This is a genomic window from Streptomyces sp. x-80 (assembly GCF_046549095.1).
GTDB classification, from domain to species: Bacteria; Actinomycetota; Actinomycetes; order Streptomycetales; family Streptomycetaceae; genus Streptomyces; species Streptomyces celluloflavus.
The window spans coordinates 143,540-155,149 of the sequence record NZ_JAJPWM010000023.1; the positions used below are offsets into that span (position 1 = coordinate 143,540).

Below are 11,610 nucleotides of genomic sequence, written 5' to 3' on the forward strand. Positions count from 1 at the left end.
CGTCGTGGCCGATCACGGCCGACGGCAGCTCCTCCGCGAACGGGGAGCTCGTCAGCCTCTCTGAAGGTCCTCCGCGACCTGCGCGGCCATGCGGCGTGCGGGTTCGAGCCGAGGGTCCTCGGGATGGGCGTCCGGGGCCAGGATCTTCGCGCAGACGAACAGGGTCATCAGTTTGCCGTCCCGGCTCTCCAGATCGTGGCGCCGCTCGTCGCAGACGCGCTCAGCCAAAGCCGGGACGGCGAGGGAGTTGCCCCACAGCGACGCGGCATCCAGCCCTTGAGGGGCCATGCCCCAGTCCTCCCAGTCGAACAGGCAGAACTCCGGCCCGGTCATGTTCGCCCAGTTGAGATCCGCGTGTGCCGGCAGCCAGCGGTTCACCGTCGTGTCGACACCACCCGGGAGAAATCGGTGGATCGCCTCTGCGAAGCCGCCCTGCGTGATCACCGCTGTGTCGGGAGTGGCGACACGCCTCGTGTGCTGCTGGGCCAGGGCATCCAGCGACCTGTTGAACGCCTGCCACCACTCCTCCGACAGCGCGGGTTCGGCGGCCAGGACACTACTGCCGATGGGCGCACCGGGAAGGAGGTCTGTCTCATCGGCCCGCCACATCACGGCGTCCCCAGGCTGCCTCCACGCAGCACCTCGGTGCCACTGCGGCTTGGCCACTCCCTCCAGGAGAGCGGCGCATTCGGTGCCGTTCCAGCCTTGGCTACCGATCTTGTCGAAGCGACGCCGCTCAACCCGCACCCATGTGCCGCGATCTGTACGCGCCCCCAACGACCGCCGTTTGCGCACCAGCGTCCCTCTGTCCAACTGCGTTTGAAGAACACGCTCGACCTCGTCGAGCACGTCATCAACCGGCTCAACACGCAGATCCACTGGGACGTTGGCAGACAGGGAAGACGACACTGGACCTCCTTGGCGACGGACGGAAACTACCAAGGAATTGGGGCCGGCGGTCCGCTGCTCCGCCGGGGCAGCCCGGGATACCAAGCGTCATGGCTGGCCCTGGCTGGGCGCCTCAGCGAGATCAGGCCATGAGGCGGTTGCCACTCACGTGCCGCCTGGCCGTCCGAGGAGGACGATTCGGACGCCATTCGGCGCTGTGGCATGCGGTTGCGCTCGTCGCGGGTTGCGGCGAAGACCAGGGCGCCTCCGATCCGGCCATATGCCGGATCGGAGGCGCGTCGCCGTAACCGCTAGATCCACGGGTTGCGCTCGTAACTGGGTTCCTCGTCGGGGAAGTCGTCCGGGAAGACCTCGCTCACGATGTCGCCCCGCAGGATCCGCAGCAGATAGCTCTCCACCGGGCCTTCGTACAGGTCGTACTCCCGGCCGCGGCCGACGACGGTGAGGACCGCCCACTGCTCCGAGTCCTCGTGCGGGATCAGAAAGCACATGTCCGCGTTGTCCGTGCCGCCCCAGCAGATCAGCTGTGAGGGCTTCACCCCGCGCTCTGCCAGCAGTTCCCGGATCGCGTCCCGCGTCACCTCCATGGTGTGCCGCGCCGTGATCGTGTTCGCCACCAGGTCGGTGTATTCGTTCTCGGCACCTGCCCGATACACACGCAGAAATTCGTCGAACTTCGCGCCGCCAAACGCTTCGATAAACCTCTTGAACGCGGGAGGGAAAGTAGCGTTAAGGGCCTCCTCCGCCGCCTCCCAGTCAGTCAGAACCGGGCCCGCTTCACCCGTTGCGGGAAACGACGCCAAGAGTTCGAGATCAGTCACGAACGCCTAATTTCCTGGGCAATTCCACGGGGGGTTCACCGGACGCCGGTACCAGTACCATGCACGATCAGCCATCGGCACATCCGCAGCCTTGGCAAGATTTACCCCGCCATCTTCGACGGTGAGCTCGCGGTACGCCTGATCAATCTGTTCAAGAGCTTCCCTGGCAGACTGCCGTTGACCCTCTGACAACTGTTCGATCACATCGGCCATCTGGTCGCGCAGTTCAAGATCCTCCACGTAAATCGAGGCTGGGTACCATGCCGATGGGGGCCAGTTTGCTGCCATGCGGACCGTGAGTCGTTCCCAATTCACGAGTAGACCGCGCACTTCCCGCAAATCTTCCGAGATCCCCTCGGGCAGGTGCGAATCAGTAACCTCGCTAGGTAGCTGCAGTTCCTTGATGATCTCGGGAAACTTGGTGACAGCCGCGCGAGGAAAATCTGGGATGGATTCCTCGACAGCGTCAACTGTCAGCCTTTCCGACTCGCTTTCAGGCTCAGTTACGCGTGCATGCGTAAGCGCGCCCTGCGGTGTGGCAACCCGCCAGATGCTGGGGACGGTCTCAGCCCCTGGAAAGAGGACGGCCGCGCCAAGCGACCGCGCAACCTTCAGCGCAAGGGTCTCCTCCGAGGGAGGCGACTGCACTGCGTCCGTCGCATAGATGCTCATCGACCAGTTTAGATCGCCGCGAACTACTGAGTACTCGCAGGTGACTTCGGCGTCCCAGTTTCGCGAATCGAAGTCGGATTCCTCGGACACGTCTACATCCCCAGCAGGGACGTCGAACACGCCAGAAAGGATCGCCGCAAGCCGTGCCGGGGCTTCCTGTCCAGTGGTGATCAGGTTATACATCATCAGTGGTAGGTCCTGTACAGTTCCAGAGCCTTTTCTACGGCTTGCGGGTTATTTTTGAACTTCGGCGCATTACTGAACAGCTTCTCAAGCTTACTGACGTCGCCGTCCACGCGTGTAATCTGCTTCAGTGCATCGTATTCGATACGGTCGAGGTTGACGATGCCAGGGCCAGAATCAGGGAACACGGTGCCAGTGTCCTCTACGCCATAAGTCCGGCCGTTAATCTCGTACCGCTGGGACACATGGTCCCATTTTGCGTTCCCCGAGGCGATCTCGGCGATGTCCTTATTCACGGCGGGCTTGTAGTCCGGCAGGATGAGGCTGTTTTCTGCCTTGACCTCTCCGTTCTTCACGCCTCCCATGGTGTGCCTGGGATGAGGTGCGCGAAGGGTCTTGCCTCTCGCCGGGCCCGGGATGGTGTCGGAAGCTGGCCATGTCGCGCGGCCTCCCCCGCCGCCGCCTTGAGCATTGCGCATCAAGGGGCGTCCGGTCGGCCCGACCGGGCCTACAGGTCCTTCGCCGGCCAGTGCCAGGCGCGGGCCGGCCAGGTTGGGCAACTGCATTTGGAGGTTGGGGAGTGAGATGTTGAGTCGGTCCAAGCCGTCCAGCTTCATGCTGCCCAGGACGTTTTTGACACCGCCGGCGTCCGCCACGGCCTTGACACCGCGGGCGGCTCCACCGAAAGCGCCGCCCATGAGCATGCCGGCCACGCCCGCGTCCTTGATTTCGGCGGCGTTGATGCCGTGCTGTTCCCCGAGAAGGTTCCGACCGCCCTGGGCGACGACAACGTCGACGGTGATGGCTTCGATTCCGCCGATGGCGGCAGTGGCCAGGACGGTACCGGCGATCTCGGCGACGGTGGCGGAAACGGCGACGCCTGCTGTGCTGGCTGCGGCGACGATCGCCTCGGCGGCTCCGCCGGCGGCGAGCTCGCTGATGCCGCCGGTGAAAATGGCCAGGGCGGTACCGGCGACCAGTACCGCGCCGGCGATCTCCAGCTCGTGCTCGATCTTCTTCTTCGCCTCGGCGATCTGGTCGGCGAACTTGTCCAGCGCCTTGGCCATGTCCCGTGCAGCGGCGGCGACATCATCGAGGTAGCCCTTGCCGCCGCCGTGGTACTTCCCCCAGAACGCGCCGAACGCCTCGATGCCGGCGCCCTTGTTGTTGTCGATGACGTCCTGGGCCTTCTTGTGGCAGGCCGCCGTGCAGTCCTCGACATCGTCGGCGAAGGTGCGCCAAGCGCGGGCGGCCTCCCGGAGTTCGTCCTCGTCACCCTCCGGCCACCACATGCCCGTGAGATCCTGGACGATCTCCTTGGCCTTGTCGGCAGCACCCATCACTTACCGCCCTCAAGCCCGGACTTGGCCGACCGGTCCGCCTCCTCGTGGTTGGCCGCCATGTCATTCATAGCCTTGGTGATGCTGGACAGGCCCTTGATCAAAACTGCGGACGCCTTCTCGATCTGCGCCCGGTGCGGGGCGTAGACATGCTCGAACTTCTTGCCCTGCTCGTCACCGCCCCACGGCTCCCCCAGCCCGTCCAGCGCATGCCGAAGCTTCGCCGTCGCCCGTTCCAGGGCGACAGACTCCCGGTGGAACATCGGAGCGGCGGACTTGAGTTGGTCTGTGTCTACGTCAAAGCCGTCGCCAGCCATGCCGTGCCTCCCCCTCGGCCCTGTTCTCGTAACCCAGCGCGAGCCACTGACAGCACTTCCGGCTCACACATAGCGACCCTGACATACGGCACTGACAATCGACCTGGTCAGAGCGCATTTCAGCCACGATGCAGCGCTGTCCGGCTGGTGGGCCCAGGGCAAGACTGCGGCCCCCTACCAGCCGGATGCTGGTAGGGGGCCGATTCGCCGATGGCCTGAAACGACCAGGTGTGCGTTCGGCAGCTAGCGGCGCTGGCGATGCTGCTGCTCGGCCGGTGCCGTGATTCCTGCTCGGGGCTGCAGGTTTTCGGCCTGCTGCGCGGGAACCGAGGGCGTCATGGTTGAGCGGCTGCGGGCGGCTTCGGCGCGGCGGTTGGGTGCGGGGTTTCGGCTGGTGTGTTGGATGCGGGTGATCAGGACGCGGGCGGGTTGGCGGGCGGTGGTCAGTTCACGTTGGGCGGCTGCTTCCTTGAGGAGTTGGTGGGGTTGGTGGCCGCGGGCTTCGGCGTCGGCGAGGACGGTGGCCAGGGCCGGCCAGGCGGGGTCGGTGAGGATGCGGTCGGCGTGGTCAGGGACGACGGCTCGTATGTCGCTGGCGAGTACGCGCTGGGCCTGTTCCCTGGGCGGGCGGGGTTCGAGTTCGGCGAGCACCGGGACGAGGGCGTGGTCGGCGGCGGTCTGGAGGTGTTGGAGGGCTTGGTGGGCGGCGTCGGCTTGGTGGGCGTGGCCCTTGGCCTCGTGCCAGCGTCCGGCGATGATCGCGGCCCAGACGAGTGCTGCGACTAGGGCGGCGAGGGCGCTGCCGTCGGGGCCGGTGGCGGTGTTGGCGATGTCGCGGGCCGCGGTCCGCAGGGCGTGGGCGGCTCGGTCTTCCGCCTGGACCTGGGAACGTTGGGCGCGGGCGAAAGCCTTGGCGGCGGCCCGGATTTCGGGGCGCAGGTCGGCAGGTGCTTTTTGGGCGGTGGCTTCGATCAGTTCGCCGAGGGCGGTGATGTGCGCCTGGGCTCGGACGTCATCGGTGAGGTCGGTGTGGAGGGTGTCGAGGGCGTCGGTGGCCTGGTGCCAGGGGGTGGTGGGCTGGTTGCGGCGAGCGGTCGGGTGCTCTTCCGGCGTGCTGGTCTCCAAGCGGGCCTTGAGTTTGGGCAGGGTGAGGTCGGGGGCGATCCTGCCGCCGGGGTGGAAGATCTGTTCCCGTTTGCCGTTGAGGTCGCCGGGGCGGCCTGCGGCGTAGCCGAGGGGGTCGCCGGACGGGCCGTACTTGACCTTGAGTAGGACGCCGTCGGCTTCGAGGTAGGCGAGGAGCTCCTCGGCGCTGGTGGCGTGCGGGATGGCCGCGCGGATGCGTTCTTCGAGCCATTCCTGGGCGGGCTGCTCCCAGCCGAGGCGTTCGGCCTTGTGCATCTCGGCCTGGGTGGGCCGACGGGTGCCGGCCCGATCGCCCTTCTTCAACTGCCGTAGCCCGTAGTCCTTCTCGATCTTGCGGCATGCGTCGCCGACGCGGATGCCGCTGTCGTGGAGCTTGGGGCGGCGGCCGTCTTCGCGGACGGTGGTGGCGAGGATGTGGATGTGGTCGTCGGCGTGGCGAACGGCGATCCACCGGCAGGCCAAGTCGTCACCGGCAGGAGCGATGCCGGCGGCCTGGACGATGCGCTGGGCGATCTCGCCCCATTCGGTATCGGAGAGGTAGCGGTCCTCGGGTGCTGCGCGGACGGGGCAGTGCCAGACGTGGTCGGTGACGGGCTTGCCGAACTCGCTGTTGCGCAGACGGACAGGCTCGTCGAGGTGACGGGCGAGTTCGGTCAGGGTGGCCATCTCGTCGCGGCCGGGGTCGGGCATGCCGAGCATGGCGAAGCCGGCGACGATGTGCGGGTCGAAGTGTTCGTCGTGGGTGCCCCGGCCGTAGAGGTAGGCGAGCAGACCGCGGGTGTTGGCGCCGGGCACCTTGATGGCGGCGATCATGCGGCGAGGTCCTCCGTCGGGTCGGCGGGCTGGCGCAGGGCCTGGGCGATCAGATCGAGTAGGTCGTGGAGTTCGTCGAGGCGCTGGCGTATGTCGGGTGGGGTGAGGTCGCTGTTGAGGGCGCGGGCGATCTGGTTGACGTTGACGCCGATGCGGTTGAGCTGACGCAGGACCTGGGCGCGGAAGATGTGCGTGCGGCGTCGGTCTTCGGACAGGGGGAGGTTGGCGGTGAACCGACCAGCTATGAAGGCGAGGACGATGTCGGCGGCGAAGCCGGATTCGCCTTTGTAGCCGTGCTCGTCGGCGGCGTCCTGGAGCTGGGCGTGCTCGTCGCCGGTGAAGCGCAGGGGGCCGACGCGGATGGTGCGCTTGGTGCCGGTGAAGCGGCGGATCGTGGGCTGGACGCTCTGCACGGCAGGCTCGCCGGCATCGGGCGCGTCGGCGGGTACGGGGCGGAGGATCTCACGCTGGGCGGCGTGGAGCTTGTCCGGGTCGGGGCCGCCTTCGGCTCCGACCTCCTGGCCTGGCGCCCCCTGGCGCTGGGCCGTCTCCGCCACCCCCGGGGCGGAGATCCCCGAAGACCGGCCTTGAGTCGGACTCGGGGTACTACTGGCTCCGCCAGGGGCACCCCGTCCGAAGGCACGCCGCAGACGGTCCATCAGCGTAGGGGACTTCGTCAGCGGCAACGGCTCGTCGGAGGTGTCCTCGGGGTGGTGCGGGTCGTACGTCATGGGCGGTGCTCCGGAGAAGGCTGGATGGACGGACGGATGGGCGGGGCCTGTGGGCTGGGCGATGCGGGCATCGCCCAGCCCACAGGTGTGGATAGGCGAGATGTCGAGCGGGGCGGTGGCCGGGTGACCGGAAAGGGTTCCGGTCACCCGGTGCGGGCGGTCAGCCGCTGGTGGAGACGGCGATCCCGTCGGCTTCGAGTTCCGGCCGGAGGATCTTCATCACCTTCGTCAGCCGTTCGCTGCCGATCGTCAGCCCTTTGTCCTCCACGGCCTCGCGGAGAAGGTCCCGGGTGAGCTTGCGGTGCTCGTAGGCAGCGATCCGGCCGATCTCCGCAAGCTCCTCAATCGTGGCTTTCGCCGGCCGACCGCCGCGCGGCTTGGCCTCCGAAACCTGGGCCGATGGTTCCGTCGGCTGGGCAGTTGCGACGGGCAGTGCATCGCTGAGGCCGGTGGAAGCGGCTACGGGTTCCAGCTCCTGGCTGGGAGCGTTCAGTTTCTGAACGGCACCCTCCGTCCGCTGGCCGGAGATGGGTTCCGGCCGGTCGGCGGTCCGGTCGACGAGCTGGTGGATCTGCCGCATCAGTACGCCGAAGGCCAGTAGCGCGGCGGTCGGTGGAACCGCGGCGACCACATAGTCGAGCAGCGGCACGGTACTCGCGTTGACCGTGCCGCCGACCCCGGCCACGTTCAGCGCGATGGAGCCGACCGACCCGGTCGCCGTCAGAGCGATCGCCCAGCCGTCGGTGACCCGACGCAGCCCCGCGCGGAGCATGAGCAGTTCGCCCGCAACGATGAACGCGTCCAGGGTCGCGGGCCACGCCCAGCGGCGGACCGGTGAGCTTCCCAACCCGTGCTGGGCGGCGACCTCGGCCAGGTGCGCGTAGGAGAGCCAGAACGCACCGGCGGTGAGGACCACGATGACGATGCCGGCCGCGATGAGCGCGTACTGCTCAGCAGCGTGCTTGGTCATCGCCGGCTGCCCTTCGCCGGGCCGGTCATCCGGTGACTGGCCGTGTGGTGGATGGGGGATGGAATGGGTGGTCAAGCGGAGGTTCTCCAGGTGGGGTTGGGCGGCGGCCACGGGCGAGGGGGGTGGCCGCCGTGCGGTGCGGTGACTCGTACCACTCGTTGCGTGCCTGGTCAGAGCAGGTACGAGTGGTGTGGTGATGTCGAGACGACTCGTTGCGGGCCCGGCACTCGTCCCCGCGCTGACCTGCGCGGGGACGAGTGCGACGAGTCGAGTCGGGTCAGGCGGCGGTGCCGGACGGCGGTTCGGTCACCGGCTGGGCGGGCTCGGCCGCGGGTGCCGGTTGGGGGCAGTAGCGGGCCCAGGTGTCGAGGAACTGGTTGCGGGCGAAGCCCTTGGCCTGGGTGCCGTCAGGGAAGCGCCGGTTGGCGGAGCTGATGCCGTAGGGCTTGAGCAGCAGCTGCAGGCCGCGCGGGGTCAGGCCGTTGGGGCCGTACTCGGCCCATGGCGCTTCCTTGTCCGCGTTGAGGGACTCCAGCAGACGCTTGGTGCTCAGTACCACCGGGTCGTTCTCGGCGGCGAAGGCCCGGCGGATGCCGACCAGGAGGCGGGTGCGCAGACCACCCTCCTCGTCCTGCCCGGCCTCGTAGTCGGTCATGGTGCGGCAGGCGGTGCGGGCGAGCGCGGGCCAGTCGCCTCCGGCGAGGTCGGCGATGATCACCAGGGGTTCCCAGGTGTCCGCCGCGCGGTCCTCGACCGGCATGGGCGGCTGCATCTCCATCGCCTGCGCGCACAGCGGCTGCAGCCAGGCGTGGAGGCGGACGCGTATCGCGTGCAGGGCGGGGGTGTCGCGGTGGGTGCGGAAGTGCGCCACCTTCTCGCCCTCCACGCGGCGGCGCATGCGGATGACCACGGACCGGTCCATGATCGTGCCGGGCAGGTCCCCGATGCCGGCGAGCGCGGCCATGGCGAAGGTGGGGAACTCCTGCACCGCATGCTCGGGCCCGGACACACGCAGAGTGGGCCGATTGCGCTGGTGCCCGGCGTTGAGCAGGCCGCGCATCTCCTCGTTCTTCTCCGCCATCTTCGGGGTGCCGAAGATGGTGTCCGCCTCATCCACAAGGAGCGTGGGCGGGTTCTCGTCCTTGATCGAGCGGAAGATCGCCGCCGCGCTGGCGTTGACCGTGATCAGGCGGTTGTGCACGGTCTCAGTGATCACGTCCAGCAGGCGCGACTTGCCGCACCGCTTCTCCGGCGCGACGATCGCCAGACGCGGTGCGTGCTGCCACGCACGCTGCAGGTGCGTCGCCGTGGCCCACAGCGTCACCGCCGTCAGGGCCTCCTCACTCGGCATCGCCACGTACCGCTTGATCTGCGCCCGAAGGTCGCCGAGCACCTGCTCGCCCTCCCGCAGAGGGCCCATGGGCGCCCTGCCCCTCGCCGTCGCAGGCTTTGTTGCGGACGACTGATCCGCCGCAACGCGTCCCGACTGCGAGTCCGCGTCTGTGGCCTGCTCGTCGAGCAGGTGGGCTCCCGGCTGACCGGGGATCGCGGACTTCGGCCAGACGGCCTTGGCGGGTGCGGAATTGGCGGGTGCGGAATGTGCATCGGGTGTCGTAGGTTGCACAGGGCAGCTCCTTATCCGGTGGCGTCGGGCATGCAGGCCCAGGCCACGCGGGTCGTTCGTGGGAATGCGGGCAGTGGAGTGTGCTGAGCCTCCGGCGTTGGCCCGCCGGAGGCTTCCTCGCTTCCTTGGCTGGGGCGAGGGACCACGGACAGTACGTCCACGCCGGTACACAGTCCAGCGTTTCTGTGTCAGCTCAGCGCAGACACGCCTGCTATGGGCACGCGCCGTCATGCAGCCAGGCCCAGCAACTCCAGCAGATCGGCCGTCACGACCCGGTACGCCTTACCCAGCCGCAGGACCTTGCACGGGTACCGCCCCTGCTTCGCCAGCGCATAGCCCTTGCTCCGCCCCAACCCCAGTGCCCGGTTGCCGGTCTCCAGGTCAACGGCAGCAGGCAGAGCCAACAGCTCCTCCCGAGTCATCCCGTACGACGTACCAGTGATCTCGTTCTCACGCATGCAGCGCTCCATCCATGACTGAGCCCTCGGCGAACGCGGCCATCACATCCGTCTCCAGGCGTGAGATCTACTGTGACCAGAGCTACTGTGTCCTCATGACACAGCTCCGTTTTAATGATGGAACTGACCCGGACGACGTGCCGGAGTGGGCGGACCAGGTGATGGCCACCGTGGCCCGCGAAGTGCGACGACGCAGGAAGGAGCTGGGCATGAGCGCGCAGGACCTGGCCGACGCCTGCGAGGAGCTCGGCCACCCGATCCCCCGCAACGTCATCGCCAACATGGAGTCCGGCCGCCGCGCCACCCTCCCCCTCGTCGAGGTCATGGTCCTGGCCAAAGCCCTACACACGTACCCGATCTGCCTGCTCTACCCGCTCGGCTACGTCGAGGAGGTCCAGCGGCTCCCGTTGCAGTACTCCGAACGGACCTGGGACGCCATGCGCTGGTTCACCGGCGACAAGCCGGACGACCTCGTCATGGAGGACGAGATGCTCCGGAACTTTCGCGCGCACGCCAGCCACGAGCGGGCCCTCCTCGTCGCCATCAAAGGCGAGAAGCACGAACGGTGGAGAGCCGAGAAAGCGGCCAACCCCACCGAACGCGAAGAGGCGCTGGAAGCCCACGAGGAATACGCCGAGCGCGCCGCCCGTGCCAAGCAGCGGCTCCAGAACGCTCGCGCTTTCATCCGTGAAGACGGCGGTACACCACCGCGCCTCCCACCTGAGCTCGCCGACGTCGACCCACCCGACGCCGACACCAACACCAACACCACCGAGGAGAACAACCTTTGAAGGGCTCCACCTACCGCCGCTGTTCCTGCCGCGACCCGAAGACCGGCAAGGAACTCGGCACCTCCTGCCCCAAGCGCAACAGCAGGAACCACTGCACGTACTCCGTACGGCAGGAGCTGCCACCCCGTGAAGACGGCAGCCGGCGATCCTTCGCACGAGGCGGGTACAGCAGCCTCAAGGCGGCTCAGGCCGACCTCGATCATGTCCGCGCCCTGCTGGGGCTCGCCGAGGCCAATGACCCCGAGGGGATGGAGCTGATCGCCGCGATGCTGGCGCAAGTCAGCAGCGAGAAGGCTCCGTTGCCGGAGGTCGAGGAGACCAGGCGCCGGCTCAGGGTCGGCCAGGATCTCATCGGTCGGCTCACGGTCGGCGAATGGCTCGACCAGTGGCTCGCAGGTAAGCGAATACGCAAGTCCGGCGTGAGCCGGTACGAGACCGACATCCGCGTCCACCTCAAGCCGCGAATCGGCCACCACCGCCTCGACCGGCTGCGCGTGAGCCACCTCAGTGAGATGTTCACCGCCATTTCCGATGCGAACGCCGAGATCCTGGAGCAGAACGCCCAACGGCGAGCTGTGAACGACGAGTTGGCGACCGTGCCGTGGAAGGGCCGAGACCACCGCGCCCGCCGCAAGGCGATGAAGGCAGCGATCGACGCGATGCCGCCCTTCCGCCGCGTCACCGGCCCCGCCACACGCCTGCACATTAAGAGGAGCTAACAGAATGCTTGGACGCGTCGGTAGGTGATGACGCAGCAGGCCAGTTTGAGGAACGCTTCGTGGATGTCGTCGCGGATCTCCCAGCGGATCCGAAGGCGGCGGAAGCCATGGATCCA

Annotated in this window: 11 protein-coding genes and 2 pseudogenes; 2 read left to right on the forward strand and 11 right to left on the reverse strand. The window is 67.7% G+C overall.

The features are described 5' to 3' along the window. Nucleotides 1-51: 51 nt before the first annotated feature. From ACLJWH_RS35095 to ACLJWH_RS35140, 10 genes are all read right to left on the reverse strand, one after another. Nucleotides 52-909 carry a hypothetical protein gene (locus tag ACLJWH_RS35095; protein ID WP_411145835.1) on the reverse strand — a complete coding sequence of 286 codons (858 nt, stop codon included), beginning with the start codon at nt 907-909 and terminating at the stop codon, nt 52-54. Nucleotides 910-1,199: 290 nt separating this feature from the next. Continuing rightward, the gene (locus ACLJWH_RS35100; protein ID WP_411145836.1) at nt 1,200-1,730 is read right to left on the reverse strand and encodes an SMI1/KNR4 family protein; all 531 of its coding nucleotides are present in this window, start codon (nt 1,728-1,730) and stop codon (nt 1,200-1,202) included. A gap of 6 nt (nt 1,731-1,736) precedes the next feature. Then, on the reverse strand, nt 1,737-2,588 hold the full coding sequence (locus ACLJWH_RS35105; protein WP_411145837.1) for a hypothetical protein: 852 nt from the start codon (nt 2,586-2,588) through the stop codon (nt 1,737-1,739). After that, a complete protein-coding gene (locus tag ACLJWH_RS35110) occupies nt 2,588-3,925 on the reverse strand; it encodes a hypothetical protein (protein WP_411145838.1) in 1,338 nt (445 codons plus the stop codon). Before ACLJWH_RS35110 ends, ACLJWH_RS35105 begins: the two co-directional genes overlap by 1 nt. Further along, a complete protein-coding gene (locus ACLJWH_RS35115; protein WP_411145839.1) occupies nt 3,925-4,242 on the reverse strand; it encodes a WXG100 family type VII secretion target in 318 nt (105 codons plus the stop codon). The genes ACLJWH_RS35110 and ACLJWH_RS35115 overlap by 1 nt, the downstream gene beginning before the upstream one ends. Before the next feature lie 243 nt (nt 4,243-4,485). Further along, nucleotides 4,486-6,201, reverse strand: coding sequence for a relaxase/mobilization nuclease domain-containing protein (locus ACLJWH_RS35120; protein WP_411145840.1), 1,716 nt, complete (start codon nt 6,199-6,201; stop codon nt 4,486-4,488). After that, a complete protein-coding gene (locus ACLJWH_RS35125; RefSeq protein ID WP_411145841.1) occupies nt 6,198-6,932 on the reverse strand; it encodes a MobC family plasmid mobilization relaxosome protein in 735 nt (244 codons plus the stop codon). The genes ACLJWH_RS35120 and ACLJWH_RS35125 overlap by 4 nt, the downstream gene beginning before the upstream one ends. A 160-nt stretch (nt 6,933-7,092) precedes the next feature. Further along, nucleotides 7,093-7,902, reverse strand: a complete 810-nt coding sequence (locus tag ACLJWH_RS35130; RefSeq protein WP_411145842.1) for a DUF2637 domain-containing protein — start codon at nt 7,900-7,902, stop codon at nt 7,093-7,095. Between the two features lie 277 nt (nt 7,903-8,179). Continuing rightward, a complete protein-coding gene (locus ACLJWH_RS35135; protein ID WP_411145843.1) occupies nt 8,180-9,322 on the reverse strand; it encodes a DUF3631 domain-containing protein in 1,143 nt (380 codons plus the stop codon). 431 nt (nt 9,323-9,753) lie between these two features. Continuing rightward, nucleotides 9,754-9,984: a hypothetical protein gene (locus ACLJWH_RS35140; RefSeq protein ID WP_411145844.1), complete on the reverse strand. Its 231-nt coding sequence runs from the start codon at nt 9,982-9,984 to the stop codon at nt 9,754-9,756. A 95-nt stretch (nt 9,985-10,079) separates the two neighbouring features. Between ACLJWH_RS35140 and ACLJWH_RS35145 the strand changes: the two genes are divergently transcribed. Then, entirely contained in the window at nt 10,080-10,775 is a 696-nt protein-coding gene (locus tag ACLJWH_RS35145; RefSeq protein WP_411145845.1) for a helix-turn-helix domain-containing protein, read from the forward strand. After that, nucleotides 10,772-11,485 (forward strand): annotated as a pseudogene (locus ACLJWH_RS35150) (site-specific integrase); the annotation flags it as partial. The gene ACLJWH_RS35145 and the pseudogene ACLJWH_RS35150, both read left to right, overlap by 4 nt. A 5-nt stretch (nt 11,486-11,490) precedes the next feature. On the opposite strand, the pseudogene ACLJWH_RS35155 reads toward ACLJWH_RS35150, so the two are convergent. Beyond that, a pseudogene (locus ACLJWH_RS35155) lies at nt 11,491-11,610 on the reverse strand (IS5/IS1182 family transposase); the annotation flags it as partial.